Source organism: Treponema sp. UBA785 (assembly GCF_002297065.1).
Classification (GTDB): Bacteria; Spirochaetota; Spirochaetia; order Treponematales; family Treponemataceae; genus Treponema_D.
In genome coordinates, this window is record NZ_DBJD01000020.1 from 1 (window position 1) to 16,514 (window position 16,514).

A 16,514-nucleotide genomic window follows, 5' to 3' on the forward strand; every position below is an offset into this window, starting at 1 on the left:
GCTTCGCTAGAACTTACAGAACCTGAAATTGTAGGATTTTTCGGCTGATATTCTTTTATCGAATCCAGTGTGATTACCGGCGCTCCTGCGGAAACCGCGATGAAGAATTTTCCTGTGGTTGCAGTTACAGGTGTTCTTCCAGAAAGCTCGGTGGACAAAACATCATCTGTCGCAATAATCTCCACAGCATAAACGCCCTCGTCAGAAGGAAGCGTGAACGAATTGCTGCAAGTCGATTTTCCAATATCGTCTTTTTTTGTCGAATCAACTAAGTTTGTCTTATCAGCCTTATAAACTTTCATCGCAACGCTTTTTATTAGGTCGTCGTCAGAAACAGAAACAGAAATCTTATTATTCGAAATCGTTCCGAACAGGTTGCCCTTGTTCGCATTGATGTTTTTTGAATCTGTTTTAAATTCATCTGAATTGCTCGCGTTGTTCAGAGTGATTACAGGATTGTCCGTCTTCTGTGAAATTTTGAGACTTGTATATTCTGAATCTGCCGCGCTTCGAGATGAATACGTTGTCTGGTTTCCAACCTTGTCGGTCGCTGTAACTTTTACATCGAGCAAAACTTCGTCCGGAAGCTCTGTCGTGTCAATCGTCTGGGTGAACGAGTAGACTTTTCCGAGGTCTCTTGTCTCCTTCAGCTCGTCTCCAGCATAGATTTGCATTGCTACGCTTTCAAGGTTTGTCTCCTCGACAGTTCCCTTTACCGTGACTGTTCCGTTCACAAACGGCCCTGTTTTTCCATCATATTCATCAACCGTAGGCGTAATAGAAGAGATTTCGATTTTTGGCAGAACGGAGTCAATCTGGACATTTGACGAGACCGTTGCGTCGTGGCCGGAGGAAGATTTTCCGTAGAGCTCAAGCGTGTAAAGATATGATTTTCCGGAACCTTTCTCCGCCTTTATCTTCTCGTAGCCTTCCAGCCCTGATGGACTGAATGTCCAGATTCCGTCCTCGCCGCATGTGAACGCCGAAGTGGAAGTCCAGCTCTTGTCCGCTCCTGCCCGGCTTATCTCCTCTGTGTATGTTCCGAGCTCCGTATTTGAGTCCTGGTCTGTCACGGTGAGAGCCGCCCGCAGATATGAAGTGTAGAGAGACCCTCCCTTCAAAGCCGCGCTTCCGCTGAAGCTGAAGCCTGTTTCCGCCTGGAGAGAGCCTCCCGGCGAGAGAATCTTGAGAGTCGGCGGAACTCCTGCCTCGTTTCCCTCAAAGCCGTATATCGTGCTCTGCGAGAATTCCACTCCGTCTATGTCGCGTCCTGTCACCGCAAGAATATAATACTTGTTGAGGACTATCGCGCCTTCCGGAAGTGTTACCGAGAATGTCTTTGTCGAGACCGACGCTCCTCCGGAATTGTTCTTTCCGTAGTCGTATATAAGTTTCCAGCCCCCGATTTCTGTCGCCGGAAGCTCCTCTGTCGCCTTTGAGTATTCTGTGAATGTCGCCTCCGAGTATCCGTCCTCATCGTCTTCAAGAGCCTTCACCTTCGCCGCAAGAGTCTCGCTGAGCTCCGCGGCAAGCTCTTCCTTTGACTCCGGGGCCGCCGTGTATTCCTTCATCCAGACCTTTACTGTCGCGTTCGATTTCTCGTTTCCGTCAAGGTCTATCTGTGTCTGGTCAAGCCCCTGCGTTACTGTCACGGAAACCGCGTTTCCGCTTGACGCCTGCTGGTTCGCTGCGTTCGCTCCGAATTTGTATTCAAATCCGTTGACCTGGTATGTCGGGTTCGCGTTCGGGTTAAGCGAAAAATAAAGCCGTCCGCTCTCTTCCGCCGATGAGGTGTCCTTTTCCGCTGTGGCAAGAATTTGCTTGGCCTCGTCGTCGCTCTTTGTTCCGTTGAGTATGTTCATTAAATCCGTCGGCTGGAGCTTTTTGCTGGTCTCCTTTTTCTGGCTTAAAAGACTGTCGTAGACATCGTCGTAGAGGTATAGCGCGCTTGTTGAATTTCCTTTTTCGTCGGCCGCGGCTTCTTCCGCTGTCCTCTGGTCTGAGCTGTCCGGAGGCGTTGTGTATTTTTTCGCGTTGTCCGTGAGCCTTATTGAGCAGGTGTATTTCTGTGTTCCGCTTGAGTCTCCGTAGATTCCGTCGTACCTTTGGCTTCCGGCCTGAGCGATTATTACGCTTGTGCCGCCCGCGGTCTCGATATTTTCCTCGCGGAATGAGCTTATCTCCTCGCCGTTGTAGTTTTCCTTTGAGACTATATTTCCGCTCTCGTCGTAGATTGTGACGTCCATTGAGCTTACTGAATGCAGCTCCGCTATTGTTCCCTCGACTGTAAAGATGGAGCCGTAGGCCGAAGGCGAGCTTGAGCCGCTTTTTACTACGCCAGGGTTTTTGATCACGAATACAGGAGGCGTGTTGTCAATCTCGAAAGATGATGAAAAGCTGCTCTTCTCGTCCGAGCTGCTGTCGTGGGAGCCGTCGTATGCGCGTGCTGTCGCGGTGTATTTTCCATCGGCGAGCTGCCAGCCGGCATACCTGTTTTCTGGGGAATATTTATTCAGGTCTATGCTCCAGTGCTTTGACGAGCTGTCGACGGTCGCAGGCGCGTCCTTGAGGACAGTCTCGCCTGTGTCTGTGTTTACAAGAGTAACTTTTACAGCCGTAATCTGCTTGTCGTCGCCGCAGTCGCCGTATAGCATGAAAGTGCCGCGGATTATGGCGTTTGTGTTCGGATCAGGATAGACGATTTTTACAGAAGGAGCCTCGGTGTCTACAGAGTCTCCAAGTCCTACCTTGCAAGACCCCATTGCGCAAACGAGGGCGCCCAGCATTACCGCAAATACCCCCCCCCGTATTATTTTGCGAGGTTTTTCTCTATAAAAAATTTCAAAGCCACTTTTTTTCATAAAAATCTCCATTCTAAAACAAAATCAATCTACATGTGCTAATTCTAGAAAAAATTTCTAGAATACATTTACACGCAAACCTACAGAGATTTGCGGAACTAAGTTATCAATATCAACGTCCGAACTTACATCTGTTGGAATAAACCACAACTGGCCTTCTGTATAAATTGAGAACGTCCTGAACATCTTCTGTTTTGCGAAAGTCACCCTAGGGAATTCAATCTGGGCAAGCAAGGCAGAAAGAACCTGCGGCTTACCAGACTGACCTTGATTAAATCTCGTAAAGTTTGCGCCGACAGTCACGTTTGCAGAAAGCCATTCGTAATCGCGTCCAAGGAAGTACATAAATGGAATATATGCAACGTTTGCAAGAATTTTTGCTCCAAATACGCTGTCACCGCCATAACGCTGGTTTGTTTTTGTAAACATTTCGCGCTGTGTCTGCGTAAACTGTCCCCACTGAACCTGAAGACGAACGTTATCATCAAAGAACGAAAGTCCGGCACCAATATCGAACAAAGTTGCGCCCCAGAAATGCCAGTCAAAATACAATCCCTGAATAAACGCTGGAACTTCATAACTTGACTTGTCGCCTTTTCGCAAAGCAAGAGAAACGCTCTTAAGAGCAACATCGTCGTGCGCAAGACCGCTAAATTCAATGCTTTGGTTAAAGCGTCCGCCTTCGCCAGGGCTTATTAGCTTAACAGTCGGTTTAGTCTTATCAACCTGAACAATAGTTCTTGTAACTGCTGTCTCGCCGTTTTTCATAGTTGCCCGCACGAGCATAAAGTGATAGCCTTCGGTAATATCTTCGTTTTCAATGCGGTAGCGCCATTTTCCAGTTTTTGAAATTTCTTCAAATGATTTTCCATTGTTGAAAGAAATTTCAACTTTTTCTACAGTTTTTGCCAAGGCGGCATCTTTCATTTCTTTTTGAGCGCCCTTTGCCTTTGCAGCAACAAGTTCCGTTTCAGAAATTGCATATCCGGCATCGCCAACAATGTACGGTCTTTCGATTGCAAAATCTCCGTAAGTAAAATTGTCGATTGTAACCCAAGGACCAACAGAACTGTAATTTATAAACTGCTCGTTAGACATAATCGTGCTTACATTTGCAAGATTTGCCTTAACCTGAATTTTGTGTTGTCCGTCAGTGAGCATTTCCGGCGAAAGGTTAAATTTGTAATATCCGCTTTCGCTCAGTGTTGTTTCTGCCGTTTTTTCTCCGTCAACCAAAAGTTCAAGGCTTTCGATGTTGATTTCGCTTACTGCCGTTCCATAAATATTGAATACGCCTTTTACAAATTCTCCATTGAGCGGATACAAAAGATCAACCTTTGCCATTGCGGCGCGTTTGTCCAGCTGAACGTTTCTTGAAACACGGGTAATATTGTCTGCCGCGTCCATTCCTGTCAATTCAACATTGTAAAAACCGTTGTCGAGAGAAGACAGATCTATTGATTCTGTAATGATTTCTCCAGGAGTCAAGTTGATGTTTGCAAGTTTTTGGCTTACAGTTTTGCCTTCAAGAGAACGAATCGTAATATAAAGTTTTTTTAGTCCAATATTATCCGTTGTCTGGCCAGAGAAGAACAGCATTTTTGTTGTTTTTGAATCGTCAAGCGGCAATTCAAGGTCAATGCTCGGAGCGGTGTTGTCAATGTTTATCAAAGATGAATAAAGGCCTTCGATTCCAAACCAGTCAACAACTTTCATAAATACAACATGAGTTCCGTCTTCTACAACTCTTGTGTCGAATTCGTAAGACCAGTCAGAAACTTCATTTTCGTGGGCAAAATTTCCGGTCGCCTCGTTATAAGTATTTCCGTTGTCTACAGAAATATAAACCTTGCCTATACCGTTTTTATCAGTTGCTTTTCCTGTAAGCTTTACCCAGCCGCGGACTGTATTGTCAATCGGAGGAGTTATAACTGCGCCCTTTGGCTCTTCAAGAGAAATTTTAAAATTGCGGACAAATTCCGGTCCTTTTACACCATTCAAGTCTTCTGCATAAACAGTAACCGAGTGTTCGTTGTCTTTCATCGTCGAAAGAGGAACATCAATTGAAAAACTTGTGCCATAGTCTTCTGAAACAAGCTTGTATTCACCGTTGTCGATTTTGTAATAAACTTTTGAAAGTCCATCGTCATCAACGACAACGCCCGAAACAACAAAGTCTGTCGTTATTACGGCATCTTCTTCCGGCATATGAACTTCTGCTATTGGAAGGTCTGATTTCTGGTCAATTATAAAGTCCCAGCGGCGGATTGTTTCGACATTTCCTGTTTCATCATAAAAATTGAATGACATCAAATCGCTAATCTGCTTATCCGCTGTTCCAATATGAGTAACAACCATAGGTCCAAGAGGAATTTCAACTGGCGCAGAAGCGGCATTTCCGTTTTTAGGCGCAACATATTCTGCACGGCTAAAATGTCCGTTGTCCTTTGCAATGAATGCGATAAGATTCTCGCCGTTTACAACATCATCTTCGCAAGGAACAACAACCTGAACCTGCGGAGCCTGAGTATCTTTTTGAATTACTGTCCGCGCATAAGAAATTCTTCCTGCAATGTCTTTTGCAAACACGTCAACAGGAATAATTCCGTCTTCAAATGATTCAAGATTGAGCGCGGCAACGTAAGTTCCAGTTCCGTTTCCTTTGCAAGGATTCCAGTTTCTGCCGCCGTCTACCGAATATTCAACGCTTTCAATTCCATTTAAATCGCCAGCTTTTACAGTAAGCATTGTATTTTTCTGAATCCACTTTTGCAGTTCAGGAGCAACAATTTCTACGGTTGGAGCAGAATCGTCAACTAAAAGTTCAATCAAAGTCGAATTGTATGTTACGCCCTGGCTGTCAGTCACTTTAAGACCGACATTTTTATAAATTCCTTCTTTTTCTGCAATAATGTATGCAAAATTTCCATCCGCTTGAACAATAAGTCCGTTTTGAGAAGTTGAAAGAGCTGCCGTTACAGGTCCCAAAACGTTTGCAAATGCTCCAAATTTTTCGCCGGTTTTTAATACATAGCGGGAATTTGCAGTGTCAAACGGAGTTTTTTCTGTCGGCGCCCAATAAATCCTTTTTTCGTTGTCTACAAGAGAAGAATCTCTTTCGCGCACAATTCCGACAGTTCCTTTATAAGAAGCATTTCCGCCCGCAGTTTCTGCCGTTATCTCAAGAGAAGTAAGCCTTGAAGGAAGATTATTCAAAGGAATATTTGCCTCGTAATGAGTTGAATCAATTTGGCGGATTTGTTTTGCATCAACTTTCCCGCTTTGTTTTTCGTCCCCGCCAGGAATTTTTTCTCCAGAAAGAGCCCAGTTTACGGAAGTTACCGGGAAGTCGGAAACAATGCTCACACATGCGTTTTTTGGAGAATTAGAATTTCCGCGAGGAACTGCAATTCTCATTCCGCTTGCGTAAGTTTTCCCGTCAATTTCCGAAATAAATACTTTTGCAGAGCCTGCTTTTTTTGCCGTGTATTTTGAAATCACTTTTCCATCGCTGGCTTTTACCGAGAGTTCTGGAGAACCGGCAGCCATTTCTGAACGGAAAAATGTTCCGCTAAAATTTGAAGAAGAAGTCTGAGAAGTAATTACATAGTAAACATCTTCCGCATCAATCCACGAATAAACAGGTTTTGCCGGAGTGATTTTTTTGCCGTCGGCTGTTTTTAAAGGCAGTTCAGGAAGATTTCTGATTTTTACAGAATCTGCCGCCGTTTTTCCGTTGTTTGCCACAACTTCGACTACAGAAATTCCCTTTCTGAGCGCAGCAGCATCAATTTCAAACTCAAATCTGCCTGTTTTTGCAGGAAGTTCTGCAAATTGTCCGAACGAAGGAGAATTTGCTCCTGTTACCAGCGAAGGCGTTTTTAAGTCAAAAACAGCAGGAACTGTTATAATCCGGTATTTTAAAGAAGTAAGCGGAGTTTCAGAAGAAACCGCTCCAGAAATTTTTATCTTTGAAAGTTCTTCTACCGGGTTTCCGTCTTCGTCAAACCGCTGCTCAAGATTTTCTTCAGATTTGTCAACGGCAACTTTTGGCGCTGGAGAATCCGAATGGAAAATCAATTCGCGGCTTTCGTAAGCAACATTGTCCTGAGAAATTACGCGTACTTTTACAGGAGATGAAGTTCCGAGAGCGTCAGTCGCAGTCAATTTTATCGTAAATTCATCGTATTCAATTTTTGCAAAAGGAGTTGAAGGAACGATTGAAGCGCTTTTTATTTTTCCGCCGGCAAAATATCCAGAAACAGGATGCTCAATGTCGTTTGTAATGTCGCCATTTTCGCTTATGCGGCTGTCTTCAAAAACAACTGCCGGTTTTTCAACATTTATCTGAGTAAGATCCAAAAGATTTACAAGCTCAATTTTCTGAGATGCCCGATTATAAATATCAATCGCCGTAATTGTAAGATTTACCGCTCCATAAGCAATATCCGCATCGCCAAGCGCAATACTTACAGGAACTGATTTTTCTCCGCCTTTGAGAGCAACTTCTCCGGTCTTGCTTCCGTTGTCGCCCCAGTTTAACTGCCATGCAACCGAAGAAATTCCGCAGGCGCTCAAAACTGTAGTTTCGTATTTCGGATTAGATTCTGGATGAATTGTTACTCCTGTAAACACAGACTCAGTTCCGAGGCTTGAATTGATTTTTCCATCTTCAATCGCTGAAGCTTTTCCCATAGAAACAAAAGCCGAAGTTACAGGATTTCCGCGCACACCGTGAATGTCGGTCGCAATTACCGTTACGCTGTGTTTTCCTGCCGAAAGGTCATTTTCTTCGCTGAGCGGAACATAGAAAACGCCATGAGTTTCGAGAGTTTTTGTTTCTCCGTCGTCAAGCCTGTATTCGACAGAGGCAACTCCGTCATCGTCCGTTGCAATTCCGCGCAAGAACAAAGTTCCGGCATCACCCTCGACAATTCCGTCTTTAGAAGGGAATTCAATCGTTACGACGGGTTTATCAAGTTCCTGATCGATTGGAATTGTCTTTTTAACAGTCACTTCGTTTCCAGCGGTGTCCAAAGCCGTTACCGAAAATTCAACTTTTTTTGTGTTAAGGCCGATTGTGTCGATTTCCTGGTACCAATACGGATTTCCTGGAGTAAGTTCAAATTCACCGGATTTTTCGCCGCAAGCCCATGTAAGTTTTTGAACGCCGATTGTGTCTTTTGCATAACCTGCAACTCCAAAACGACCGTTCACAACTTCATCATCAGCAGGAGAAATAATGTTTACGTCTGGTTTTGTGTTGTCGATAAAATAAAGAAATGAATTGTATCCGACAGACCCCATTTTGTCCGTTGCCTTAAACCAGCAAACGGCCGCTCCATCTGGAGATTCTTTTGTGTTGACTGGAAGCTCAAAAGTGCAAATTCCTGTTTTTTTGTCTTCCTTGATTTTTACTTCGCTAAAAGTTTTTCTTCCGTCAAGTGAATATGAAAGGGCTTTTATTCCGTTTCCATCAGAAACTGTTCCTTTTAGAATGATTTTTCCAGAAACAAGAGTTCCGAGCGCAAGATTTGTAACTTCTGTAACAGGAAGCCTGCGGTCAAGGTTCCATGTTATTTTTGCATTTTTTGAAGATTTTGCCGCAGAAGAAAGTCCGTTTATATCAATTCCATAAACTTCGATTGTATGAGGACCTTCCGAAAGCTCCGTAGTATCAAGATAATACGACCAAAATTCCTTACCTTTAGCTTTTACAGGTTCTGCCCCGTCGAGGCTAATCCAAACTTCGTCAACTCCGTCATCATCAATACAAGTTCCGACAATATTCAAGTTTCCCGGAACACGCATATTTTTAATCGGGTTTGTTATACCAGAAACAGGATAATCCGAATCAGGATCAATAAAAATATTATAAGGTCCGCCGACAGTTTCGTTGCCGCCTTTATCCTTTACGGTAACCATGGCATTGTATTTGCCTTCTTTTTTTCCGCCAATATCAAATTCTTCCTGCCAGCTGTCCATCTGGGCAACATCGCGCTCGTCAATATCGCGCTTGCCGCGTGCAAAAACAGATAATCCACAGACAATCAAAACAGAAAAGAAAAACACACTTTTTTTCATGCTCGTCCCCTTATATAACACTTTTTTATCATTTTTTTATAGTACAACGAAAAATCTATAAGTGCAAATTTCTAGAAACAAATATTTTTTCAATTATATTTATCGGCATATTATAAAATATTATAACAATTATGGAGAAATTTGACATTTTGTTCAATTCTCAGATATTTTTTTACAATTTTTAAATTCCTTGTTTGTTTTTACCCAAAATATTAGCTTAATAAATTCTAAAAATTGTAATTTAAAAAGAACAGTTATTTATGTGTCATTTCCGTGCGAGCTGAGATTTTTACGCATTAAACTTGGACAGGAATCTGCTGTAAAATTTCAATAGATTATCGGGTCAAGCCCGATAATGACAGGGAGCCCAGATAATGACAAAGAGTCAAGCCCATAATAATATAAAACAATAAAACTCGAAATTCGGGCTATATAAATATATAATTGATAAAACAATTCATTCACTTTCGGCTGATTAAAACCGACAGTCAAAAACACAAACAAAAAGAGGCACAAGCATGGACGAAAAAATTAAAAAGCTTCAAAAAATGATTGATGAAAGTTCCCGAATTGTATTTTTTGGAGGCGCTGGCGTAAGCACAGAGAGCGGAATTCCGGATTTTAGAAGCCAGGACGGTCTTTATCAGCAAAAATGGAAGTATCCGCCGGAAACAATAATTTCAAGAAGTTTTTTTGACGCCAATCCGAAAGAATTTTACAGATTTTATCGCGAAAAACTGATTATAAAAAACGCAAAACCAAATATTACGCATTTTAAGCTTGCAGAGCTTGAACAAAAAGGAAAACTTTCCGCAATCGTTACGCAAAACATAGACGGTTTGCACCAAAAAGCAGGAAGCAAAAAAGTTTTTGAACTGCACGGAAGCACTTTGCGCAACTTTTGCATGAAATGCGGCAAATTTTATGACGACAATTTTATTCTCGAAAGCAAAAATTCTCCGGACAGTCTTCCTCGTTGCACAGAATGTAACGGTCTTGTAAAACCGGACGTTGTTCTTTATGAAGAAGGATTGGACGACAATGTTGTCGAGGGAGCAATTCAGGCAATAAAAAATGCGGATATGCTCATAATCGGAGGAACTTCCCTCGTCGTTTACCCGGCAGCAGGCTTTATACGCTATTTTACCGGAAAAAATCTTGCAATGATAAACAAAACTCAAACTCAAGCGGACGAAATGGCAAACCTAGTCATTCATCAAGGACTGGGAAGCGTTTTTGAACAAATAAAATAAAAAAATAATCTTCAGTCTAAGATTTTAAAGAACAAAGCTAAAACCTAGCGGTTTATAAAGTCAAACAAGCGGTTAAAATCGTCCTTGCTAAAATACGAAATTTCGATTGAACCTTTTTCGTACGAACCTTTTATCTGAACTTTAGTTCCAAGTTTCTGGATAAGCTGAGTTTCAACATCGATTAAATCCGGATCGCGGGTCACACTTTTTGCGCTCTCGTTTTTCTTAACCTTTGGCTGAGGATTATTGATTTCCGATGCCATAACTTCCGTCTGATGAACAGAAAGCCCCTGCCCTACGATTTTTCCGAACAAAATATGCATATTCATTTTGTCCTTTACCATTAAAAGAGCACGGGCGTGTCCTGCGGTAATTTGTCCGCTCACAAGCGCATTCTGAATATCTTCTGGAAGTTTTAAAAGACGGATTGCATTTGCAACAGTGGCACGATTTTTTCCAACTTTCTGGGCAACCTCTTCCTGCTTAAGTCCGCCAAGTTCCATAAGCTTGTAATAAGCCCGGGCTTCTTCGACAGGATTTAAATCCGCACGCTGTATATTTTCGATAAGCGCAACTTCGAGTTTTTTCTGGTCGCTAAATGCAGAAAGCTGAACAGGAATTTTTTCAAGCCCGGCAAGACGAGAAGCGCGGGTTCGGCGTTCGCCGGCAATTATATAAAAAGTGCCGTCTTTTGCATCTTCGATCGTAACTGGCTGAATTACGCCGTTTTCTTTAATCGAATCCGAAAGCTCTTTTAACTGCTCAGAATCAAATTCCTGACGCGGCTGATAAGGATTTGGGCGCAAAAGTTCCGGGTTAATCCAAAGTTTTCCAAATTCGTCCTGTTCAATGCCGACAGGCAGATTTGTTTTTGCAGATTGAAAAGAACTTTCTGTTTTTGCCGGCTCGTCCTCTTTTGCAGAAGAGCCCAGAAGAGAATCAAGGCCGTTTCCAAGCCCAAATTTTTTAGCCACGGCGGATCACCTCCCCAGCGAGTTTTTCATAACTTTTTGCACCGACACAACTCGGATCATAAAGGCAGATTGGCACTCCGTGAGAAGGAGCTTCCGAAAGGCGGATATTGCGGGGAATAATCGTATTAAAAACCAAATCCTTAAAATAAGCCTGAACCTGACGCACAACATCCTGAGCAAGACGGGTACGGCTGTCATACATAGTAAAGAAAATTCCGCCGATAACAAGTTTTGGATTTATTGATTTTTGAACTTTTTTTACAGTCTGAAGCAAAAGAGTAATTCCTTCGAGAGCAAAATATTCGCACTGCATAGGAACAATTACAGAATCTGCGGCGGCAAGTCCGTTAAGAGTTAAAATTCCGAGCGACGGAGGACAGTCGATAAGAATAAAGTCATATTTTTCTCTAAGCGGCTCAAGCGCCTTTTTTAAGAAAAATTCACGGTTTTCTTCATCAACAAGCTCGATTGCAGCGCCAGAAAGGTCTGTATCTGCGGTGATTGCGTCAAGATTTTCAACCGGAGTATTTTTTACAGCCTGCTCACAAGCACATTGACCGGCAAGAAGCTCATAAATCGTAGGTTTATCTTTTTTTGCGCCAACGCCACTGGACATATTTCCCTGAGAGTCAAAATCAACAAGCAGAACTTTTTTTCCTGCCTTTGCAATATACGCTCCAATGTTTATGGCAGAAGTTGTTTTGCCAACGCCACCCTTCTGATTAACAAAAACAATAATTTTTCCCATATAAATACTATACCGCAAAACGACATTAAAAATACAGTCCTTTGAGAAACATTTTTTGTTTCTCAGTTTTGGGCGTCCCCCGCCTTGCGGGTCGCTACGGCCGCAGTTCCGGCTTTCGCCTCCATTCCTGAGCGCTACGCCCTCAGGAACGCTTCGCGCTGCTATCATCGCTGACGCTTTTTGGATAAAATACAAGCTATGCTTTTATCCGCGACACTTTCTAAACCTGCAAAAAAAACAAATGACAACCCGGAAAATTCTTATATCCGGGTAAAAATTAAACTTTCTGTTTCTTCGAAACTGGCGCAAAATCTCTATCTTGCCGAATTTTACACAAAAACCCAGGTTTTTCATAAAAAAATGAACGCCGAGGAAGCTATAGAATTTATCAAAAAAAACGTTCCTGCAAATTTTAAAAACTGCATTGAACGCACAGAAACCGAAGAAATTACGCTTCTTGCAAACAAAAAAGGCGAAGTTACCCGTCTTGTAAAAAAAATAAAAGACAAAAATGCGTTAGGGGGTGGAACCGCGCCGCAAGGCGTTGCCGAAGGCAATGACAACGGTGGAACACCCGACCCGGCAGGGGAACGCCCAATTCCATACAAAAATCTTTTAACCGGAAAATCTTTTAACAAAAAGAAAAATTACATTCTTCCGGAGGGAAAACCTGTTCCGTTTTTGGCGCGGCTCGGAATTATGACGGCGGAAGGCAGGGTTATTGCGGCAAAATACGACAAATTCCGGCAAATTAACCGTTTTTTGGAAATTTTTAAGGACGCGGCTCTCGAAGTTTTGGCAAAAAAAGCTGGCGGAGAACTGAGCGTTGTTGATTTTGGCTCTGGAAAAAGCTATCTGACGTTTGCAGTTCAGTATTTTTTGACTGAAATTTTAAAAGTTCCGTGCAAAATTTTCGGGCTGGATTTAAAAAAAGACGTAATTGAATACTGCTCAAGACTTTCGGACGAGCTTGGCCTTAAAAATTTGAGCTTTGCGGTCGGCGACATTGCTGAATTTGGAGAGGACAAAAAACCGGACATTATAATCACCCTGCACGCCTGCGACACTGCGACCGACTACGCCTTAAGCTACGCAATAAAAAAAGGCGCGTCTGCGATTCTTTCTGTGCCTTGCTGCCAGCACGAAATAAATTTGCAGCTTAAAAAAAATAAAGCCGGTGAAAATTCGATTTTTGAACCTCTTTTAAGATACGGGCTTATAAAAGAGCGTTTTTCTGCGCTTGTTACGGATGCTGTCCGTGGCGAGCTTTTGGAAAATTCCGGATACAAAGTGCAGATGGTTGAATTTATTGACGACGAAGGCACTCCAAAAAACCTTATGATCCGCGCAATAAAAAAATCCGGCTTTGAAGAGGAAGCCGGCGCAAAAAAAAGTTCCTGCAAAATTTTACAGGAACTTGGTGTAAATCAGACTTTAGAAAATCTTCTTAATTACCCTTAATTTCGAGTTTTATAATTTAATGTCATTATCGGGCTTGATCCGATAATCAATTGAAAATTTCCAACAGATTCCTGACCGAGTTTACTGTGTAAACATCGCAGTGTCGTAGCACGGGAATGACACTTAAATTACTGTTCTTATCAAAACTCGACATTTGGGCTAATTAGCTTTTTGCAGATTTTTTACTTTTGGATAAGCTTTCCGTTTTCAAAAATCATGCTTGCTGTGTCGAGATATTTTTTAGGAATTTCGATTCCGCAGTTTTTTGCCGCATCCAGGTCAAACAAAAGGTCAAAATCTTCTGGCTCTGTCATAAAGCGGACTGGAAGTTCTGACGGTTTTTTGCCGTTCAAAATCTGAAGAACCATTTCGCCGGTTGCACGGCCAGCCTTGTAATAGTTAAATCCGGAAGCGATTACACATCCGCCGTTCATTGCGCCAGTCACGTCGCCGGAGAAAATCGGCTTTTTTGCCTTTTCAAAAACCTGAATAAGGCTGGAAAGGGCGCTAAAAACGGTATTGTCTGTTGTAAGATAAATTCCGTCAACGCGGTCTACGATTGTTTCTGCCGCCTGTTTTACTTCGCTTGAATTTGTAATTGACTGAGTCACAAGGTTAAGTCCGAGTTTCTGGCAGGCATTTTTTACAAGTTCGAGGGAAGAAACGGAATTTGCCTCGCTCGATGTATAGATGTAGCCAAGTGTCTTGATTCCGGCAATTTCCTTAAAAAGCGCAATGTGCTGTTCTGTCGGAATCGCGTCGCTCATGCCGGTAACGTTTCCTTCGCCGTGGTCAAGAGTTGTTACAAGTCCAGCGCCGAGAGGATCTGTAATTGTTCCAAATACTACAGGAATATCTTTTATTGAATTTGCAAGGGCGAGCGCTACAGGAGTTGCAATTCCTACGGCAACATCCACATTTTCGTCCTTGTATTTGAGCGCAATCTGTGCGGCTGTGTTTACATCGCCGTTTGCATTCTGCAAGTCGTATTCCGCATCAACTCCGTTATCTTTTAAATAATCGATAATGCCCTGTTCAACAGAATCCAAAGCAACGTGCTGAACGATTTTTGCAATTCCAATCTTTACTTTTTTCTCAGACTTTGCTGATTTTTTTGAGCATGAAAGAGTTCCAAAAAGCAAGGCCGCAGCAATTGCAGAAAAAACAATCTTATTTACGAGTTTCATAAAATTCCTCCAAAAAAGTGATTACTCCACAATGTTACTATAAATAGAAACATTATGTCAAGAAGAATTTTTTTTTGCGTTTTTTTTAATTTTACTGAAGCATCAATGCGTCGTTTGAAACCTGTATTTTTTTAAACTGGGCGATTAAGTCTTCCATTGTAAGATTTTTTTTCTGCTCGCCGTTTATGTCCAGAATTATCTGCCCTTTGTGCATCATGATGAGGCGGTTTCCGTAATCGAGCGCGTGCTGCATATTATGAGTAACCATCATCGTTGTAAGTCCCATTTCGCGTGTAAATTTGAGAGTAAGCTGCATTACAAGGTCGGCATTTGCCGGGTCGAGGGCGGCAGTATGCTCATCAAGCAAAAGCAGATCCGGCTTGCTCATAACCGCCATCAAAAGCGTAAGAGCCTGTCTCTGGCCGCCGGAAAACTGTTCAACATTGTCGTTTAGGCGGTTTTCGAGTCCCATATTGAGCTCTTTAAGCTGTTCGCGGAACTGCTCGCGAAGACGGTTATTCAGCGAAATTTTTAAGCCTTTGTTTCCTTTTTTGCTGGAAATCACCATATTGTCTTCAAGCTTCATTTTTCCGGCTGTTCCCAAAAGAGGATTTTGAAAAATGCGTCCAATGTAGCGGGCGCGCTTGTATTCAGGATCACCGGTTATATCACGGACAGCGCCGTTCTGTTCAAGAAAAATTTTCCCGGTGGTCGGCTTTAAAGTTCCTGCAATTATATTGTAAAGAGTTGATTTTCCGGCTCCGTTTGAACCAATTACAGTTATAAAATCTCCGCGGTTAATTTTTAAATTTATTCCCGACAAAGCTTTGTTTTCGTCCGGCGAATGCGCATTAAATGTAATTCCAATATCTTTTAATTCAAGCATCGTTTTCTCCCATAATGAAGTTTAGGCAAAGTTTTTATTGGCCTTTAATGTTTCTCCCAATTTTCAGCTTACAGAAGGCCTTTTTAAGTGTTCTTTAAAATATGCGCTAATATTCGTTTTTGAAATTATCAGGCAGACTATTATTAAAAGTCCGGTAATAAGCTTTAAGTCGTTCGGACCAAGTCCAACAGAGCTTCCATAACGCCGGGCAACGTACATAAGCGCGCGGTACAAAATTGAACCGAGAATTACGCGGAAAGTCTGCCAGCCGATTTTGTTTGAACGAATCAAAAATTCACCAAGCATAAGAGAAGCAAGCCCCGAAACCACAACTCCAGTTCCGCTTCCAACATCGGCAAATCCCTGATACATTGCAAACATCGCTCCAGAAAGAGCGGCCATTGCGTCTCCAAGGCAAATCCCAACAGCACGCACAAAACGCGGATCAACTCCCTGGCTAATCACCATCTGCGGATTAGAACCTAAAGCGCCCATCGTCAAGCCAAAATCTGTAGAAAAAAAAGTGTTGAGCAAAAAAGTAAGGATTGCGACAAAAACCGCAACAAAAATCACGATTGACCAGTCGCCGGCAGCAGGAAAAGCCCTGGAAAGACTTTTAAAAATCGTATTGAGCCGCAACAAAGAAACATTTGCCTGGTTCGACATAATCCGCAAGTTCACGGAATAAAGCATTGTCATAACCAGAATTCCGGCTAAAAGATCAGGAATCCGCAGTTTTGAATAAATCAAAGTGGTAAAAAGACCGGCAGCCGCGCCGCCACAAAAAGCAATCACAAGCGCGCAAGAAGGCGAAATCCCGTGAGTAAGGCATGCAGCAAGAATACACGCGCCCATCGGAAAAGAACCGTCAACCGTCATGTCGCAAAAGTTAAGGACGCGAAAAGTCATAAAAACGCCCAAAACCATAATGCCGTAAATAAAACCTTCGATTAAAATTCCAGAAATCATTTTTTGTGTCCGTTTTCAGTAAAATTTTGTTCTTATAAAGAGTAACAGATTTTTGAAATTTTGTCAGTTTTTATTTTGGAGCGCAATTTTC

Annotated in this window: 9 protein-coding genes; 2 read left to right on the plus strand and 7 right to left on the minus strand. The window is 42.4% G+C overall.

Going from position 1 to position 16,514, the window contains the following annotated elements; genetic code table 11:
• Together B2X33_RS01425 and B2X33_RS01430 are read right to left on the minus strand one after the other, a co-directional pair.
• A partial coding sequence (locus B2X33_RS01425; protein WP_296667042.1) for a hypothetical protein occupies nucleotides 1-2,861 on the minus strand: 2,861 nt, incomplete at its 3' end.
• A 57-nt stretch (nucleotides 2,862-2,918) separates the two neighbouring features.
• On the minus strand, nucleotides 2,919-8,945 hold the full coding sequence (locus tag B2X33_RS01430; protein ID WP_296667045.1) for an Ig-like domain-containing protein: 6,027 nt from the start codon (nucleotides 8,943-8,945) through the stop codon (nucleotides 2,919-2,921).
• 518 nt (nucleotides 8,946-9,463) lie between these two features.
• Between B2X33_RS01430 and B2X33_RS01435 the strand changes: the two genes are divergently transcribed.
• Nucleotides 9,464-10,198, plus strand: a complete 735-nt coding sequence (locus tag B2X33_RS01435; protein ID WP_296667047.1) for an NAD-dependent protein deacylase — start codon at nucleotides 9,464-9,466, stop codon at nucleotides 10,196-10,198.
• A 44-nt stretch (nucleotides 10,199-10,242) separates the two neighbouring features.
• Here the strand turns inward: B2X33_RS01435 and B2X33_RS01440 are convergent, their stop codons facing one another.
• Entirely contained in the window at nucleotides 10,243-11,172 is a 930-nt protein-coding gene (locus B2X33_RS01440; RefSeq protein ID WP_296667049.1) for a ParB/RepB/Spo0J family partition protein, read from the minus strand.
• The gene (locus tag B2X33_RS01445; RefSeq protein ID WP_296667051.1) at nucleotides 11,165-11,920 is read right to left on the minus strand and encodes a ParA family protein; all 756 of its coding nucleotides are present in this window, start codon (nucleotides 11,918-11,920) and stop codon (nucleotides 11,165-11,167) included. The genes B2X33_RS01440 and B2X33_RS01445 overlap by 8 nt, the downstream gene beginning before the upstream one ends.
• Nucleotides 11,921-12,118: 198 nt before the next feature.
• Between B2X33_RS01445 and B2X33_RS01450 the strand changes: the two genes are divergently transcribed.
• Nucleotides 12,119-13,381 carry a class I SAM-dependent methyltransferase gene (locus tag B2X33_RS01450; RefSeq protein ID WP_296667054.1) on the plus strand — a complete coding sequence of 421 codons (1,263 nt, stop codon included), beginning with the start codon at nucleotides 12,119-12,121 and terminating at the stop codon, nucleotides 13,379-13,381.
• Nucleotides 13,382-13,563: 182 nt separating this feature from the next.
• Here the strand turns inward: B2X33_RS01450 and B2X33_RS01455 are convergent, their stop codons facing one another.
• The 3 genes from B2X33_RS01455 to B2X33_RS01465 all read right to left on the minus strand — a co-directional run bounded on the left by B2X33_RS01455 (nucleotide 13,564) and on the right by B2X33_RS01465 (nucleotide 16,423).
• On the minus strand, nucleotides 13,564-14,568 hold the full coding sequence (locus B2X33_RS01455; RefSeq protein WP_296018586.1) for an ABC transporter substrate-binding protein: 1,005 nt from the start codon (nucleotides 14,566-14,568) through the stop codon (nucleotides 13,564-13,566).
• A gap of 91 nt (nucleotides 14,569-14,659) precedes the next feature.
• Nucleotides 14,660-15,454, minus strand: a complete 795-nt coding sequence (locus B2X33_RS01460; protein ID WP_296018595.1) for an ABC transporter ATP-binding protein — start codon at nucleotides 15,452-15,454, stop codon at nucleotides 14,660-14,662.
• Between the two features lie 63 nt (nucleotides 15,455-15,517).
• Nucleotides 15,518-16,423 carry an ABC transporter permease gene (locus tag B2X33_RS01465; RefSeq protein WP_296667057.1) on the minus strand — a complete coding sequence of 302 codons (906 nt, stop codon included), beginning with the start codon at nucleotides 16,421-16,423 and terminating at the stop codon, nucleotides 15,518-15,520.
• Nucleotides 16,424-16,514: the final 91 nt, after the last annotated feature.

Coding starts and splice junctions, on each gene's coding strand:
- B2X33_RS01435 (WP_296667047.1), top strand. CDS start 9,464: ATGGACGAAAAAATTAAAAAGCTTCAAAAAATGATTGATGAAAGTTCC.
- B2X33_RS01465 (WP_296667057.1), bottom strand. CDS start 16,423: ATGATTTCTGGAATTTTAATCGAAGGTTTTATTTACGGCATTATGGTT.
- B2X33_RS01460 (WP_296018595.1), bottom strand. CDS start 15,454: ATGCTTGAATTAAAAGATATTGGAATTACATTTAATGCGCATTCGCCG.
- B2X33_RS01445 (WP_296667051.1), bottom strand. CDS start 11,920: ATGGGAAAAATTATTGTTTTTGTTAATCAGAAGGGTGGCGTTGGCAAA.
- B2X33_RS01430 (WP_296667045.1), bottom strand. CDS start 8,945: ATGAAAAAAAGTGTGTTTTTCTTTTCTGTTTTGATTGTCTGTGGATTA.
- B2X33_RS01455 (WP_296018586.1), bottom strand. CDS start 14,568: ATGAAACTCGTAAATAAGATTGTTTTTTCTGCAATTGCTGCGGCCTTG.
- B2X33_RS01450 (WP_296667054.1), top strand. CDS start 12,119: ATGCTTTTATCCGCGACACTTTCTAAACCTGCAAAAAAAACAAATGAC.